Source organism: Thermaurantiacus sp., assembly GCF_053487655.1.
Map to the genome: position 1 here is coordinate 1 of NZ_JBRCLD010000007.1, position 14,708 is coordinate 14,708.

At 68.8% G+C, this 14,708-nt stretch carries 14 protein-coding genes; 11 read left to right on the plus strand and 3 right to left on the minus strand.

Annotated features, from left to right (window positions below; genetic code table 11):
• The 10 genes from mmsB to ACWIQA_RS00870 form a co-directional block, all read left to right on the plus strand.
• Window positions 1-827: 3-hydroxyisobutyrate dehydrogenase (gene mmsB / locus ACWIQA_RS00825; RefSeq protein WP_448581172.1), on the plus strand; the 827-nt coding region annotated here is incomplete at its 5' end.
• Window positions 828-903: 76 nt separating this feature from the next.
• Window positions 904-1,086, plus strand: coding sequence for a Flp family type IVb pilin (locus ACWIQA_RS00830; RefSeq protein ID WP_448581173.1), 183 nt, complete (start codon window positions 904-906; stop codon window positions 1,084-1,086).
• A gap of 200 nt (window positions 1,087-1,286) precedes the next feature.
• On the plus strand, window positions 1,287-1,808 hold the full coding sequence (locus ACWIQA_RS00835; RefSeq protein WP_448581174.1) for a prepilin peptidase: 522 nt from the start codon (window positions 1,287-1,289) through the stop codon (window positions 1,806-1,808).
• A gap of 9 nt (window positions 1,809-1,817) precedes the next feature.
• On the plus strand, window positions 1,818-2,924 hold the full coding sequence (gene cpaB, locus ACWIQA_RS00840) for a Flp pilus assembly protein CpaB (RefSeq protein ID WP_448581175.1): 1,107 nt from the start codon (window positions 1,818-1,820) through the stop codon (window positions 2,922-2,924).
• Window positions 2,921-4,174, plus strand: coding sequence for a type II and III secretion system protein family protein (locus ACWIQA_RS00845; RefSeq protein ID WP_448581176.1), 1,254 nt, complete (start codon window positions 2,921-2,923; stop codon window positions 4,172-4,174). Before cpaB ends, ACWIQA_RS00845 begins: the two co-directional genes overlap by 4 nt.
• Window positions 4,171-4,554 carry a hypothetical protein gene (locus ACWIQA_RS00850; RefSeq protein ID WP_448581177.1) on the plus strand — a complete coding sequence of 128 codons (384 nt, stop codon included), beginning with the start codon at window positions 4,171-4,173 and terminating at the stop codon, window positions 4,552-4,554. Before ACWIQA_RS00845 ends, ACWIQA_RS00850 begins: the two co-directional genes overlap by 4 nt.
• Window positions 4,551-5,792 (plus strand): hypothetical protein, encoded by a 1,242-nt coding sequence (locus tag ACWIQA_RS00855; RefSeq protein WP_448581178.1) that lies wholly within the window; start codon window positions 4,551-4,553, stop codon window positions 5,790-5,792. Before ACWIQA_RS00850 ends, ACWIQA_RS00855 begins: the two co-directional genes overlap by 4 nt.
• 56 nt (window positions 5,793-5,848) lie before the next feature.
• Window positions 5,849-7,414 carry a CpaF family protein gene (locus ACWIQA_RS00860; RefSeq protein ID WP_448581179.1) on the plus strand — a complete coding sequence of 522 codons (1,566 nt, stop codon included), beginning with the start codon at window positions 5,849-5,851 and terminating at the stop codon, window positions 7,412-7,414.
• Window positions 7,411-8,376, plus strand: coding sequence for a type II secretion system F family protein (locus tag ACWIQA_RS00865; RefSeq protein ID WP_448581180.1), 966 nt, complete (start codon window positions 7,411-7,413; stop codon window positions 8,374-8,376). Before ACWIQA_RS00860 ends, ACWIQA_RS00865 begins: the two co-directional genes overlap by 4 nt.
• Window positions 8,373-9,299 (plus strand): type II secretion system F family protein, encoded by a 927-nt coding sequence (locus tag ACWIQA_RS00870; protein ID WP_448581181.1) that lies wholly within the window; start codon window positions 8,373-8,375, stop codon window positions 9,297-9,299. The genes ACWIQA_RS00865 and ACWIQA_RS00870 overlap by 4 nt, the downstream gene beginning before the upstream one ends.
• A 1-nt stretch (window position 9,300) precedes the next feature.
• Here ACWIQA_RS00870 and ACWIQA_RS00875 read toward each other — a convergent pair whose 3' ends face one another.
• From ACWIQA_RS00875 to ACWIQA_RS00885, 3 genes are read right to left on the minus strand one after another with little or no spacing between them, the layout of a single operon-like run.
• Window positions 9,301-10,422, minus strand: a complete 1,122-nt coding sequence (locus ACWIQA_RS00875) for a hypothetical protein (protein ID WP_448581182.1) — start codon at window positions 10,420-10,422, stop codon at window positions 9,301-9,303.
• On the minus strand, window positions 10,419-10,865 hold the full coding sequence (locus ACWIQA_RS00880; RefSeq protein WP_448581183.1) for a TadE/TadG family type IV pilus assembly protein: 447 nt from the start codon (window positions 10,863-10,865) through the stop codon (window positions 10,419-10,421). Before ACWIQA_RS00880 ends, ACWIQA_RS00875 begins: the two co-directional genes overlap by 4 nt.
• A complete protein-coding gene (locus tag ACWIQA_RS00885; RefSeq protein ID WP_448581184.1) occupies window positions 10,849-11,427 on the minus strand; it encodes a TadE/TadG family type IV pilus assembly protein in 579 nt (192 codons plus the stop codon). Before ACWIQA_RS00885 ends, ACWIQA_RS00880 begins: the two co-directional genes overlap by 17 nt.
• A 148-nt stretch (window positions 11,428-11,575) precedes the next feature.
• Here ACWIQA_RS00885 and putA point away from each other — a divergent pair, with 148 nt between their 5' ends.
• Window positions 11,576-14,632: a bifunctional proline dehydrogenase/L-glutamate gamma-semialdehyde dehydrogenase PutA gene (gene putA / locus ACWIQA_RS00890; RefSeq protein ID WP_448581185.1), complete on the plus strand. Its 3,057-nt coding sequence runs from the start codon at window positions 11,576-11,578 to the stop codon at window positions 14,630-14,632.
• Window positions 14,633-14,708 lie beyond the last annotated feature (76 nt).

The window sequence follows — 14,708 nt, forward strand, 5'->3', positions numbered from 1 at the left end:
CCGCCAACCTCGCCGCCAGGGGCCACGCGGTTGCCGCGTTCGACCTTTCTGCCGAGGCCTGCGCACGGGCCGAGGCGGCCGGCTGCGCGGTCGCCGGCTCGGCGGCGGAAGCCGCGGCTGACGCCGACGCGGTGGTGACGATGCTGCCCGCCGGCAGCCATGTCGCCGAGGTCTGGCGCGAGGCGCTGTTTCCGGCCGCGGCACCCGGCACCCTCCTCATCGACTGCTCCACCATCGATGTCGCAACCGCGCGCAGCTTGGGCGAGGACGCCGCCGCGCGCGGCCTCCAGGCGGTTGACGCACCCGTCTCAGGCGGGATCGCCGCGGCGGCCGCCGGCACGCTCACCTTCATGGTCGGCGGACCGGAAGCCGCCTTCGCCCGCGCTGAACCCGTGCTTGCCGCCATGGGCAAGGCGGTCATCCACGCTGGCGCGCCCGGTGCAGGGCAGGCTGCCAAGATCTGCAACAACATGCTGCTCGGCGCCTCGATGGTGGCAACCGCCGAAGCCTTCGCGCTTGCGGAAAAGCTGGGCCTCGACCCGCAGCGCTTCTACGATATCGCCTCGGTCTCCTCGGGCCAGTGCTGGTCGATGACGAGCTACTGCCCGGTTCCGGGCGTCGGGCCGGAAAGTCCGGCCGATCGCGGCTACGCCGGCGGCTTTGCGACCGCGCTCATGCTGAAGGACCTCCGGCTCGCCATGGACGCCGCTGCTGCAACTGGCGCCCACACCCCCATGGGGGCCCGAGCAGCTGAACTCTATGCCGCCTTTGCCGAGGCTGGCAACGCCGAGCTCGACTTTTCCGCCATCTTCCAGAGCTTCCGGTAAACCATTTCCGGCACCTGCCGTTCACCCATCCGCCGGGGCGACCGTTGGTCCCCGTCGTGCCCGAGAGGAGTGAAGGATGAAGTCCCTGCTGACCCGCCTGGCGGCCGAACGGTCTGGTGCGACCGCAATCGAATATGGGCTCATTGCCGCCTTCGTGGCGCTTGCGATCGTGGCCACGCTGCCGTCGATCCGCACCAACCTCGGCAATGTGTTCGGCAAGGTGAACACCGAGCTGTCGAAGGCGGCATCGGGAAAGTAGCCAGCGCGGGCGGCGCGGCATTGGCGCCGGGTGCTGCCACCGTGGCTCCTCTGCCCGCCCCGGTGCGCCCTGCTGCTGGCACCGGGCTGCCAGGCCCTGCCGCCAACTTGCCCGGCATGGCCGGACCTGGGCTGCCGCCGGCCGGCGGTCGGCAGCGCGGCAGCTAGTCAAGCGAGGTCCTCGTTTACGGGAGATCGATCGTGCCAGATCCGTTCGCTGCCGCAAGCGACCTTGCGCCCGCTCTCGGACTGGTCATCGCAGCAGGAGCGGCCCTGGCGGCATCCGCACTCATCACGGTTGCGGGCACCGACCTGCTGTCCAGACGGATCGCTAACCGCGCCGTCCTCGGTGTGGCGCTCGGCGCCATCCCGCTTGTCGCAAGCCTCGCACCGGCCACGGCCCTTACCCATTTCGCCATTGCTGCCCTCCTCTTCCTTGCCGGCCTCGTCCCGTTCCGCGCTGGGCTGATCGGAGGCGGGGACGTAAAGCTGCTGGCCGCCGTCGGGCTCTGGGCCGGGCCGGATGGGCTTGCGCTCCAGCTCCTCGTGCAGGCGCTGGTCACGCTGCTGCTGGTGCCCCTTCTTCTGCTCGCAGTCCATGTTCCAGCCGGCCTTGGGCGGCAAGCAGCGGGGCGGGCAAGGCCGAGCGTGCCGCTTGGGGTTGCCATCGCAGCCGGCAGCCTCGCGGTCATCCTGTCTCGCCTCGGCTACCTGGAGGCCTGAACGGTGGAGATGCCCCGTGCCCTTCGTCCCGAAGCTGGCGCCGAGCCTCGCGCTCCTATTCCTCGCGCTGGCCTTCGCCCGCTTGCGGCGGGGCGGCTGCGCCAATTGGCGCTTGCCCGCATCATTCCGCCCCGCCTGGTCCGCGCTGGGCTCCTCGGGCTTGCTGCACTCCTGTTGGCCGTGCTTGCTACCCTCCTTTCCGCGCGCTGGCTTGAAGCCCGCCTCGCTGCCCAGGCGCCTGCTGCCGCCCCTGCCCCCCGCGTCCGGCAGATCCTTGTTGCAACGCGCGATCTGCTGCCAGGGACTCGGCTTTCGGCCGGCCTTCTTGCGCCTGCCGACTGGCCAGCCGCAGCCGTCCGAGCTGACCAGTTCCGACCTGGCGACCCACGCCTTGCCGCAGTCGAAGGCGCGCTCCTTCTGGCCCCCGTCCCGGCCGGCGCGCCGCTTCTTGAAGGCCATGTCGCCGTCCGCGCGACAGACGGCCTTGCTGCGCTGCTCGCGCCGGGCATGCGGGCCATCGCCATCCCCGTCTCGGCTGCGAGCGCAGTCGCAGGCTTGATTGCCCCTGGGGACCGAGTCGACCTCCTCCTTACCCGGACACTGCCGAGCGGGCGGACCGTGACCGCAACCGTTGCCACGGCCGTGCGCGTCCTCGGCCTTGACCAGCGGCTCGAGCCGGCGTCCGCAGCAGGCGCGAAAGCCCTTGTCCCGGCGACCGTGACGCTTGAGGCCACCCCCCGCCAGGCCGAGGAAATCGCGCTTCTTGAAACCCTCGGACGAGTGACACTGGCGCTGCGCCGGCCTGATGAGGCGATGCCCGGCGAGGTGCTCCGGAAGCGCCCGCCTGCCTGGGACAGCGAGGCACTCGGCCTTCCCGAGACGGCGCTCGCGCCAGCGGAGGCGGCGACCGCAGCGGCCGCTGCAACCGCTGATCCTCAGCTTTCTGCCCTGAGGCCCGTCGCCCCGCCCTCGGCCCCCATCGCTTCCTCCCCTCCCTCCTCTGCTGCACCGGGCGGACGTTCCGTTATGCGCGGGGTGGAAGTCGTGCAGGGCGTTGAAGTCGTGCGTGGCTCTTCAGTCCGCAGCGAAGCCCCGCTGCCGGAGACCGGGTCATGATCCTGCTCCGTCTCGCCCTCCTCCTGTGCCTTGCGCTACCCGCCAGGGCGGTCGTTCCCGAGGCGGCACCTGGCCGTGTTGCCGTCGAGATTGGCAAGGGCCGCTTGCTCCGCCTCGAGCGGCCGGCGGCCAGCGTCTTCATCGCCGACCCCGCTGTCGCCGATGTCGAGGTCCGCTCGCCCACCCTTCTCTACCTCTTCGGCCGTGCCCCTGGCGAAACCAGCCTGTTCGCTCTTGACCGCTCTGAGCGTCCTGTCGCTGCTCTGACGGTTGAAGTCCGGTTCGACGAGCCCGTGCTACTGGCTGCCCTCAACCGGGCAATCCCCAGCGGCCGGTTCGAGCTCTTGTCCGCCAACGATGCCCTGGTTCTTGGCGGGCAGGTTGAAACTGCAGCCCAGGGCGAGGATGCCGTCCGCATTGCAGCGCGCTTCGTCCCCGGCGGCGATCGCAGCCGCATCATCAACAAGCTCGCGATTGCAACTCCCACCCAGATCAACCTCCGGGTCCGAGTGATCGAGGTCGCACGCGACATCAAGCGCGCGCTCGGCTTCAATTGGGATGCTGTTGGCAGCGTTGGCGACGTGACTTTCGGTATCGCAACCGGCAACCCCATCCGGGCTCCGAGCGGGATTCTCACCAGGAACGGTGGCACCGACAGCCTCTTTGGCAGCTTCAGCGGCCGCAATGTCGATGTGACTGGCCTTGTGGACGTGCTCGACCGAGAGGGCCTTGTTACCGTTCTCGCCGAGCCCAACTTGACTGCGCGTTCGGGGGTTCCCGCCTCCTTCCTTGCTGGCGGCGAATATCCCATCCCCGTCCCCCAGGAAGGCAATGTGACCACCATCGCCTACAAGCGCTTTGGCGTCAGCCTCACCTTTGTTGCCACCATCACTGATGGCGGCCGGATCCATCTTGCTGTCCAGCCGGAGGTGAGCCAGCTCTCGGACGCTGGTGCCCTCCAGTTCGGAGGCGTCCGCATCCCCTCGCTCACCGTCAGGCGCGTGGAGACAGCAGTTGATCTCGCCTCGGGGCAAAGCTTTGCCATTGCTGGGCTGATCCAGCGCTCTGACACCTTCGAGCTGCGGAAGTTTGCCGGGCTTGGGTCTGTGCCCGTCATCGGCCAGCTGCTGCGCTCGCGCAAGTTCGAGCAAGACGAGACCGAGCTCGTCGTCATCGTCACCCCCTATCTGGTCCAGCCCGCAGCGCCCGCAGAGCTGGTCGGGCCAGCAACGGAAACGCGCCTCCAATGAGTATCCGCACCCCTTGGCTGCTTGCCGTCCTGCTTTTGTTCGCAGCAACCTCAGCTGGCGACGCCCGCAGCGGCCGGCTGTTCCCTCGCAAGGGCAGTGTCTCTGTCTCAGGCAATGCAACTCCGCCAGGGGCAGCTGGCCTTCCCGGCTGCACGCGCGAGGCCGCCCTGTCCGGCAAGGCGCTTCCCTTTGGCTGTGCCAATGCCCTGAATTTGGAAGCCATGCTCGCGGATCCAGCGCATCTTCGCGCGCCGGCCCCGCTTGCGCCTCCTATCGGCGATCTCGCCATCCACCCTGTCGAGCGGCTGCGCAGGGGTGATGCACCAGCCCCGCCGCCAGCGCCGACCAGCTCTGCGCTTGAAGCGCAGGCGCCGCGATGACGGCCCACGCCCAATTTCCCGTGCCGCGCCCGGCGGGCGGGACGTTCCTCGGTTTTGCCACCGATGCCGACAGCCGCCGCGCCATCGCCATGGCTGCTGCTGCCCGTGGCTGGGCTTCGCCTGAAGTCCTCGATGGGGGTCTTGAAGCCGCGCACGCGCGCCTTGCAGATGGCAGCGCCCCCGGCGTCCTCGTTGTCGACTTGTCCTCGGCCAAGGCACCACTTCCCGAAATCGATGCCCTTGCCGACCTTTGCGACCCCGACACGAAGGTCATCGCGATCGGCACGCGGAACGATGTCGGCCTCTACCGTGGCCTGCGCAGCCTTGGCGTTGCCGACTATCTCCTGAAGCCAGTCGAGTATCGCGAGCTTGCTGCTGCCATCGACTTCGCACTCGAGACCAGCGCGGCCGCGCCCGTCACTGAGGTCGTGCCCAAACGCCAGGCCTTTGTTGTCGCGCTCGTGGGCAGTCGCGGCGGGGCTGGCACTTCGGTGCTTGCTGCCGCACTCGCTGCACGGATGGCCGCCGAAGGCCTTTCGACCGTCCTCGTCGATCTCGACTTCCAGGGCGGCAGCCTCGCACTCGACCTTGATCTCGAACCCTCGCCGGCCATCTTGGGCCTCCTTGAGTCGCCCGACCGGCTCGACCCGCTGGTTGTGACGCAAGCCATGCGCCCCCACCGGGCCGGCTTCCGGCTCATTGCAGCAGACGCGCCGATCGAGGCCGGGCTTGCGATCGAGCCGGATGCCGTCCTTGCGCTGCTTGCTGCGGCTGGCGCGGATGCAGACATCGTCATTGCCGATCTGCCCCGCTGGCTTGATCGCAGCCGGCGCGCCGTGCTGCGCACAGCCGACCGGCTTGCCATCATCACGCCACCAACACTTGCCGGCCTGCGCGATACCCGGCGTCTCGTCCAGCTGGCGACAGGCCTTCGCGCCGGGCAGCGGCCACTGCTCGTTGGCAACCGGGCCGGCGCCCAAGGCGCCGAGCTCGACTGGCCCGATTTCGGGTCCGCCCTCGGGATGCCGATCGATGTCCTCCTTCCCGAAGATCCGGCCGCAGCCCGCGCTGCCGCCGAAGGCGCAACCACGCTTGCTGCTACCGCCTCGCCTGCGCTTGCCCGGGCGCTGGCGAAGCTGGCCAGCGCTCTTCAGCCAGAGTCAGCGTTGCCGACATCACCCGGCCTTGGCCGCTGGCAGCGCCGGCTGGCACGGCTCCTTGGCCGGGTTCCCGCCTGATGGCCGGGTTCGGTCGCAGGCCAGCCGCTGCTGGCGCCGCCCAGCCCGCATCGTCGGTGCGTAGCTTGCGTCCCGCTGCGCTCCGCCGCGAAGTGACGCTCATCGACCAGGCCCGGGCCCGGCTGATGGTCCAGCCGGCGATCGCCCGCGGTTTTGACCCGGCAACCGATGGCCAGCGGCCGCGCGGGGAGCTGGCAGCGGCCATTGGTGCCACCATTGACTTGGCCCTAGCTGCTGAAGGCGTGATGGTCGACGCACGCGACCGGCGCGAACTCGTCACCCATTTCCTAACCGGCCTCATCGGCTCGGGCCAGCGCATGGTCCAAGCATCGGCCGCAACTGGGGATGAAGCGGAAACCGCTGCCGAGCGCGCCCACCGCCTCGTCCTCGACTCTGTGCTCGACCGGATCGACCCTGCAGCGGCTGCCGCCATGAACCGCGGTGAGCTCGGCCGCCGCCTCCATGATCTCATCGGGCCCATCCTCGCCGAGCAGAGCCTGGTGCTCAACCGGGAGGAGCAGCGTGCGCTCGTCAACCTCCTCATCGATGACATGCTTGGCCTCGGCCCGCTCCAGCCCTTTCTTGCCGACGACAGCGTCAACGACATCATGGCCAATGGGCCCAAGTCCATCTGGGTCGAGCGGCACGGCCGGCTTGAGAAGACTGGCGCCCGCTTCCGCGATCAGGCCCACATGATGGCCATCATCGCGCGCATCGTCACGGCCGTCGGCCGGCGGGTGGACGAGTCAAGCCCGCTCGTCGATGCCCGCCTTCCCGATGGCAGTCGCGTCAATATCATCATCCCGCCGCTCGCCATCGATGGCCCGGCGATTTCGATCCGCAAGTTCGGCCGTCGCAGCATCGATCTCGACCGCATGGTCCAGCAAGGCAACATGAGCCAACAGATGGCGAATTTGCTGAGGATTGCCGCCCGGGTGCGTCTCAACATCCTGGTTTCAGGGGGCACTGGCTCTGGCAAGACAACACTTCTCAATGCGCTTTCGCAGATGATTTCGGCCGACGAGCGGATCGTCACCATCGAAGATGCAGCCGAACTCCAGCTCCAGCAGCCGCACGTCGTCCGGCTCGAGACTCGGCCGGCCAACCTTGAAGGCCGCGGCGAAATCACCATCCGCGATCTGGTCAGGAACGCGCTTCGGATGCGACCGGACCGAATCATCGTCGGCGAGATCCGCGGTGCCGAAGCGATCGACATGCTGCAGGCGATGAACACTGGCCACGATGGCTCGCTTGGCACCATCCACGCCAACCGGCCGCGCGAGGCGCTGACCAGGCTTGAGAACATGGTCGCCATGGCCGGCTTCCAGCTCTCAACGACGGCCGTGCGCACCCAGATCGCCTCCGCAGTCAACCTCATCGTCCAGGTCGCCCGCATGAAAGACGGAGTCCGCCGCGTCACCAGCATCACCGAAGTGACGGGAATCGAAGGCGATGTGATCACCCTCCAGGAGCTCTTCCACTTCCGCGAGGAGGCAAGGCCGCCCGGCGCAGACCCAACGCAAGTACACGGCACATTTGCCGCAACCGGTCTCAGGCCCCATTTCGCCGCGCGCGCCGAACATGCCGGCCTCGGCAGACTTCTTGCGGAAGCGGTTGGATGACGGCGCTTCCGCTCCCGGCCCTTTCGCTCCTTGTCGCACTTTTGCTGACGGCAGCTGTTGTGGCTGCCATGGCGGCAGTGCAGCAAGGCCTTGCCCGAGCTGGGTTGGTGGCGCGCGCTCGCCGCGCTTGCGCCCAACACGGCAAGCCCGGCCCCACTCGGCAGGCACGGCTGGAGCGTGAGACCGTGGATGAGACTCGCCTTGTCTTTCGCGTTGCAGCGCTCTGCGGCCTTCTTGCACCTGGTGAGCGCATGCCACCGCGCCTGCGTCTTGTTCTCTTCGCCCTTGTGGTCTTCGCCTTCGCTTTCCTCCTCGCCCGTGTCGGCCTCGCTGCACCGGCCACCGTTGCGCTGGCATTGTTTTTCGCTGCCGGCGGCTTTCGCTGGCACCGCTGGCGCCAGGAGGCTGCCATGGCGCGCGCCTTCGAAGCCCAGCTTCCTGACACGATCGGCCTCATGGTCCGCTGCGTTCGCGCCGGCATTCCGGTCGCCGAGGCCGTGGCCGAGGCGGGCAGCGAGATGGCGGCGCCAGCCGGTCCGCTGTTCGCTGCCGCCGACCGCCAGATCCGCCTTGGCCGGCCGCTTGAGCAGGCCTTGTGGGATATCGCTGCAACCGTCCGGCTTGCCGAGTTCAACTTCCTGTGCGTGGCGGTTGCCGTCCAGCGCGAGACTGGCGGCAACCTTGCAGAGACGCTCGCAGCTCTGGAAACAACGGTGAGAAAGCGGCTTGCACTTCGCCTCAAGGTCCGCGCCCTGACCTCCGAGGCACGAGCGAGTGCTCTCATCATCGGCGCGCTGCCGCTTCTCATGGCCGTGGGGCTTGCTTTCCTTGCCCCTGACTATCTGACGCCACTGCTCGTGACCGATCCCGGCCGGCTGCTCCTGGCGACAGCCGTGGGCGCCCTTGGCCTTGGCGGGGCTATCATGTCCCACCTCGTCCGCCGCGAAACGGCTGCTCCATGATGCAGCGAGAGCTTCCGGCGCTCGCTGTCTCGCCCGAGGTCCAGCTCGCAGCCCTTGCTGTGGGAGCTCTCGTCTTTGCCACTGCGCTTGCCGCTGGCCTGCTGCTCCATCCCGCAGGCCTTGAGCGCCGGGCCCGGGCGCTTGGAGCCCATGCCGATTCGCCACAGACGCCTCGCGCTCGCGGCGCCCAGCTCCTCGCCTGGATCGACTGGGCCATCGCCCGCCTTTCGCTTGTGCGGGCGACCGAACGGCGCGCGCTTGCCCGCACGCTTGCGCTCGCCGGCTTCCGCGCGCGCGAGGCTGTCAGCCTCTACCTCGCCACGCGCCTCCTCGCACCCCTTGCCGGCGCGCTGCTGGGCCTTGCCGCCGGCCCGCACACCGGTCTCGCCCCGACCGCTGCCGCCCTCGCCGGCGCTGGGCTCGGCCTTGCAGCGCCCCCCCTCTTTCTTGCCAACCGCCGCCAGCGCCGGCGCCAGGCGATAGAGCGCGGCTTCCCCGACGCGCTTGATCTCCTCGTCATCTGCGTAGAGTCTGGGCTTTCGGTCGATGCCGCGATCGCCCGGGTTGCCGGCGAACTCGGGCGCGCCCACCCCGTGCTCGCCGCCGAGCTGCAGCTGGCGGCAGTCGAACTTCGCTTCCTCCCCGACCGGGCCGATGCCTTCGCCAATCTGGAAGCCCGCACCGGAATCGAGGGCATCCGCGCGCTTGTTTCCATGCTGCACCAGACCGAGCGGTTCGGAACTCCGCTCGCTCAAGCGCTCCGCACCCTTGCCGCCGAGGCCCGCACCGCCGCCCTGCTCCGAGTCGAGGAGCGCGCCGCGCGCCTGCCCGCAGTGCTGACAGTGCCGATGATCTTCTTCATCCTGCCGCCGCTCTTCATCGTGCTGGTGGGCCCTGTGATTGCCCAGCTGCTCAGCCGCTGATCTATTCCACCAGGGCGACCCGCTGGTCCATGAGGGTTTTGACTCCGACCCCGGCGCAAGCGTGGCCAAGCCGGGTGATTCCGGAGACGAGGATGCGCCCTGCCACCACCTGGGTGCAGGCGGCAGCGTTGCCGGCAAGCTCGACGGTCTGGGTCGGAAGCAAGATGGCCCCCGTCAGCTTCTGCCCGCTTCCCGCCACAAGCCGGCTGGTTGCAGGAGGCCCGGTCGAAGCTCCGAGCAGCGCCACGCCAGCCATGCTTCCCGCCATCGGCGGCTGCAGTTCGACTTGTGCGCCGGCTGCGAACTCGACGGGATGCGGGCCTGTCCACAAGGTTGCCCCCCAAGTCTCGAGCCGGCCGCCTGCCTCCACATGCAAGGGCCCGGCAAGCCGCCAGGCTATCCCCTCCACCCGGAGCCGCCCACCTGGGGCGACTCGAACTCCGCCGCAGCGCGGCTGCGGCTCGGCACCGTTTCGGACCACCAGCACGCCCGAGACCGTGAGCGTGCCTGCCACGCACGCCATCGTGGAGGCTGCCGGCACGCTGTAGGGGTTGACCTGCGGCAGCCGGGCGGCGGGCGTCAGCGGCCCGGCTGCAAAGGCCTCGCAGCCATCGAGCAGGAGCCGCCCGCTCCCGCTCTCGCGAATGCTGCCAGGCGCTGGATCGAGTGCGAGCAGGCATCCTGGCGCAACCTGGATGACAGCGCCGACTGCGCGCGCCCGCACAACGCTCACGTCGGCACCGAGGAGCCCGCCAAGCCGCACGGTTCGCGGCCGGCTGATCTCAACGGCAATTGCGAGCGGGTCACCAGCGCAGCGGCCGGCGGCTGGCGGCCACTCGACGCTGACCATTGCCTCCGTGTCGTTGAGATTGTCCTTGGCAAGCGCCCGCGCGACTGGTGCAGCTGCCACTCCGCTGCGCAGCGCCCGCGCGCCGGCGTCGGCACCCCGGTCGGCGGCCTGCTGCAAATCCCGCTTGGCGGCGAGACCTCCTGCAGCGTTGAGCCCGAGTGCGACAAAGCCGAGCACGGCAGAAAGCGCAAGAGCCGTGAATATGGCGCTGGCGCCTTGCTCATCAGCGCTCAGCCAGCGCAGGTCACCGCGCTGTGCCCCATCGCTTCTCATCCGCCCCGTCCGATGCAGGCTGAAGCGTCGAGGGCCGGAAGCGCTGGCCCGAGCCCTGGCACCAGCGATGGGTAGGGGAGGGCGACTCGAATGAGGGTGCCGCAGGCAGCACGCCTCGTCGCCAGCGCTGCCGGCTCCACTGGGGCGTGAACAGCAAGGCGTTGCAAACCCGCCCCCACGTTCTCGGCAAGGCCGGCCGGTGTCGCGCAGGCGCCCTTCATCACTTCCGCGCAGCGGGCGGCCTCGCTGACGGCATGATCAAGGGCAGCTGCAAACCAGATATAGCGGCCTGTCTCGATGCTCCCGAGGAGCAGCACCAACAGCAGGGGGGCGACAAGGGCAAACTCGACGGCAGTTGCCCCGCCCTGGTCTGCTGCCAGCCGCCGCAGGAGCCCGCGCGCTTGCACTGCCGCAGCGCCGGTCCACTCAGTCCAGACGCACAAGGCTCTTGGCCTCAACGCTCGGCGGCAGCAGCGCTGATGGCCAGTCCACCAGCCGATCAACTGGCGCCTGCATGCGGATCTCGGCGAAGGCCGCAGGCGGGCTTCCATCCGGGCATCGCGCCTCTGCTGCCTCGCCGATTCCCTGGTCGCCCGGGCAGCCGCGAAACACGCGCACCGCCGCTGTGACATTGGCCGGGAGATCGACAAGTTCTGTGATCCGGATCGTGGGCAGCGGCGCCAGCCCCGGCCCCTGTTGCACGCCCGGCTGGCCACTGGTCGCTAATCCTGAAATCTGGCTGCGGGCGCGCAGCGGTGGCAGCAGATCGCCAGCAAGCCGAACCACTGCCTTTGCCGCGCTTTCGGTGAGCGCTTCGACTTGGCGCGCCCGCGCTGCTGTGATGGCCAAATCGGCGGCACCGAGCAGCAGTACCGTCAGGAGCGGCAGGGTAAGCGCGAGCTCGAGGGCTGCGACACCACGCTCGTCTTTGAGGAGTTCTGCCTGATGGTCGCGCCCTTGTGGCCGCGGGCGAGGGAAGCGAAGCGCTGATTGCCTCTCCTGCATAGCCGGGTTTTGCCTTGCCCCCATAACGGCATCGGCTCCCAGCCCTTGCGCCTCGCCGCCAGATGCCACAGCGGCGAAAAGAGGGTGAATGGCCGCTTACCCTCCATTGCGCCTTGGCCCAAACTCGCCCATCCAGGTTGGTGCGAGCATGACCGAAAGCAATATCCGCGAGGCCCTGGCGCGGCTCCACCGCGCTCCTGACAGCGAAGTGCTGGCGCCGCTGCTCGCTGCGGCAGAGGTCGGGCCGGAAGAGCGCGAGCGCATCCTTGCGCGCGCTGCCGGGCTTCTTGCCGATATCCGCGCTGGTGAGCAGGAAGGCTGGGTCAATCGCTTTCTCAAGCACTACCGGCTCAACAGCGAGGAGGGCAGGGCGCTCCTCTCTCTTGCTGAGGCCTTCTTGCGCGTGCCCGACGCTGCAACCGCGGACGCCCTCGTCCGCGACAAGATCGGCGCTGCCGACTGGGAATCCGCCGCAGGGGCCAGTCCGTCGCTCCTCGTCAACTCGGCGACCTGGGGCCTCGTCGTCTCCCGCGCCCTGCTCTCGGGCGAGGGCGGTGTGCTCCGGCGCCTGGTGCAGCGTGCCGGAGAGCCTTTCGTGCGCGCTGCCGTCGGTGCAGCCATGCGCCTCATGGCCGACCTGTTCGTCATGGGCCGCACCATAACAGAAGCACTCGCGCGCGCCGACCAGCGCGACTATCGCATCTTTTCCGCAAGCTTCGACATGCTCGGCGAGGCGGCCCGCACCATGGCGGATGCCGAGCGCTATTTCGTGGCCTATGCCGAGGCCGTCGCCGCCGTCGGCCGGGAGGCCAACCGCCGCGGCCACAGCGTCTCGGTCAAGCTCTCCGCCCTCCACCCCCGCTACGAGACCGCTCAGGCCGCAAGGGCCGTTCCCGCCATCGTCGAGCGGCTCGAGGCGCTCGCCACTGCTGCAGCCAGCGCCGGCGTGCCCTTGACCATCGATGCCGAAGAGCAGGATCGCTTGCTCGTCTCGCTCGATATCATCGAGGCACTCGCCCGCACGCCGTCGCTTTCCGGCTGGGACGGGCTTGGGCTTGCAATCCAGGCCTATGGCAAGCGCGCTCGCCCGCTCATCGACTGGGCCCAAGCACTTGCCAGCGCCACGGGCCGCCGCTTGACTGTCCGGCTTGTCAAGGGCGCCTACTGGGACAGCGAAGTCAAGCGCGCCCAGGAAGCAGGTGTTGCTGGCTATCCGGTCTTCACGCGCAAGGCGGCAACCGACGTCTCCTACCTCGCCTGCGCCCGGGCCCTCCTCGATGCACCCAACCTCACGCCCGCCTTTGCCAGCCACAATGCGCTGACAGTTACCACCATCGTCGAATGGGCCGGGCAGCGCCGGGATTTCGAGTTCCAGCGCCTCCATGGCATGGGCGCCGGCCTTTACGAGCGCCTGGTGGAGAACGAGGGCTATCAGTGCCGCCTCTACGCTCCCGTTGGCGGCCATCGCGACTTGCTTGCCTATCTTGTCCGCCGGCTGCTCGAAAATGGTGCCAACTCGTCTTTCGTCCATCAGCTCGCCGATTGCACCGTCTCCGAAGCTGACCTTCTCGCTGACCCGGTTGCAAAGCTTCGCGCAACCGGCGCGACAAGCCCTGCCATTCCGCTCCCGGCCGACCTCTTCATGCCCGAACGTCGCAATTCCGAAGGCCTCGACCTCGCTCACCCGCAAGTCCTGTCAGCGACGGTCGCCGCGGTCGGACGAGCGCTTGCAGAATCCTTCCGCGCCGCCCCGCTCATCAGCGGCACCGCCGCCGATGGCCCCGCCCGGCCGGTCCTTGCCCCCTTCGATCCAGCCCGGCGGGTGGGCGAAGTCATCGAGGCAACGGCGGCGGATGTGAAGGCCGCCTGCGCTGCAGCCGCCGCTGCCCAGCCGGAATGGGACAGAACGCCACTCAAGACCCGCGCCGAAGCGCTCGACCGCTTGGCCGACCGCCTGGAAGCAGACCGGCCTGCGCTCCTCGCCCTGCTCCAGGCCGAAGCCGGCAAGACCCTCCCCGATGCTCTCGCCGAAGTGCGCGAGGCGGTCGATTTCTGCCGCTACTATGCGGCCCAGGCGCGCACCCTCTTCGAGCCCAAACCGCTTCCCGGCCCCACCGGCGAAGCCAATGTGCTCCGCCTCCACGGCCGCGGCGCGTTTGCAACCATCGCGCCCTGGAACTTTCCGCTTGCCATATTCCTCGGCCAGACGGTCGCTGCCCTCGTTGCTGGCAACAGCGTCATCGCCAAGCCCGCGCCCCAGACGCCGCTTGTCGCTGCACGCGCCGTCGCCCACGCCCACGCTGCTGGAATCCCGCCTGAAGTTCTCCATCTCGTCCCAGGCGGGAGTGACGTGGGCGCTGCCCTTGTGGCCGACTCCCGCATCGGCGGAGTGGCGTTTACGGGCTCGACGGCAACAGCCCGGCGGATCGCGCGTGCGCTCCTTGCCGAAGACGGCCGCCCGCTCGTCCCCCTGATTGCCGAAACTGGCGGTCTCAATGCCATGATTGTCGACTCGACTGCACTTCCCGAGCAGGTCGTCACCGACGTCATCACATCCGCCTTCCGTTCAGCTGGCCAGCGTTGTTCGGCACTCCGCCTCCTCATCCTGCAGGAGGATGTGGCCGAACCCATCCTCGCCATGCTCCGCGGCGCGATGGACTGTCTCATCATCGGCGACCCGCTCGATCCCGCAACCGATGTCGGCCCTGTCATCGATGCAGCCGCCCAAGCACGGCTGCTCGCCCGCCTCGAAGCCATGGGCGATTCCGTCTTCCACCGTCTCCCCGTGCCAGCCACTGGCTATTTCGTGCCGCCCGCGCTCATCCGCCTGCCGTCGGTCGAAGCGCTCGAGGAGGAGTGGTTCGGGCCTCTCCTCCATGTCGTCCTCTGGGACGGCAGCGACCTTCCCGGCCTCGTCGGGCGGATCAATGCGTCGGGCTACGGCCTCACCATGGGTCTCCACAGCCGGATCGCCGCAACTGCGGCTGATGTCGAACGGCTGGCCCGGGTTGGCAACCTCTATGTCAACCGGTCGATGATCGGCGCCGTCGTCGGCTCCCAGCCCTTCGGCGGCGAAGGTCTCTCCGGCACGGGCCCCAAGGCCGGCGGCCCGCACTATCTCCTGCGCTTTGCAACCGAGCGTGTGACCTCGACCGACACGACATCCGCCGGCGGCAATGCGAGCCTTCTTGCCATTGCAGACTAGCGCATCCCGGCTTGAGCACAGTTTCCCGCTTGGCTAAATGGCGGGGGAAAGGGGCGTCGGACCCCTTGGGGCCTGC

What these genes read in the sequence shown, in the direction of transcription:
- ACWIQA_RS00875 (WP_448581182.1), bottom strand. Translation starts at nt 10,422, where the DNA reads ATGAGAAGCGATGGGGCACAGCGCGGTGACCTGCGCTGGCTGAGCGCT.
- ACWIQA_RS00830 (WP_448581173.1), top strand. Translation starts at nt 904, where the DNA reads ATGAAGTCCCTGCTGACCCGCCTGGCGGCCGAACGGTCTGGTGCGACC.
- ACWIQA_RS00850 (WP_448581177.1), top strand. Translation starts at nt 4,171, where the DNA reads ATGAGTATCCGCACCCCTTGGCTGCTTGCCGTCCTGCTTTTGTTCGCA.
- ACWIQA_RS00885 (WP_448581184.1), bottom strand. Translation starts at nt 11,427, where the DNA reads ATGCAGGAGAGGCAATCAGCGCTTCGCTTCCCTCGCCCGCGGCCACAA.
- ACWIQA_RS00845 (WP_448581176.1), top strand. Translation starts at nt 2,921, where the DNA reads ATGATCCTGCTCCGTCTCGCCCTCCTCCTGTGCCTTGCGCTACCCGCC.
- ACWIQA_RS00870 (WP_448581181.1), top strand. Translation starts at nt 8,373, where the DNA reads ATGATGCAGCGAGAGCTTCCGGCGCTCGCTGTCTCGCCCGAGGTCCAG.
- ACWIQA_RS00855 (WP_448581178.1), top strand. Translation starts at nt 4,551, where the DNA reads ATGACGGCCCACGCCCAATTTCCCGTGCCGCGCCCGGCGGGCGGGACG.
- cpaB (WP_448581175.1), top strand. Translation starts at nt 1,818, where the DNA reads ATGCCCCGTGCCCTTCGTCCCGAAGCTGGCGCCGAGCCTCGCGCTCCT.
- putA (WP_448581185.1), top strand. Translation starts at nt 11,576, where the DNA reads ATGACCGAAAGCAATATCCGCGAGGCCCTGGCGCGGCTCCACCGCGCT.
- ACWIQA_RS00865 (WP_448581180.1), top strand. Translation starts at nt 7,411, where the DNA reads ATGACGGCGCTTCCGCTCCCGGCCCTTTCGCTCCTTGTCGCACTTTTG.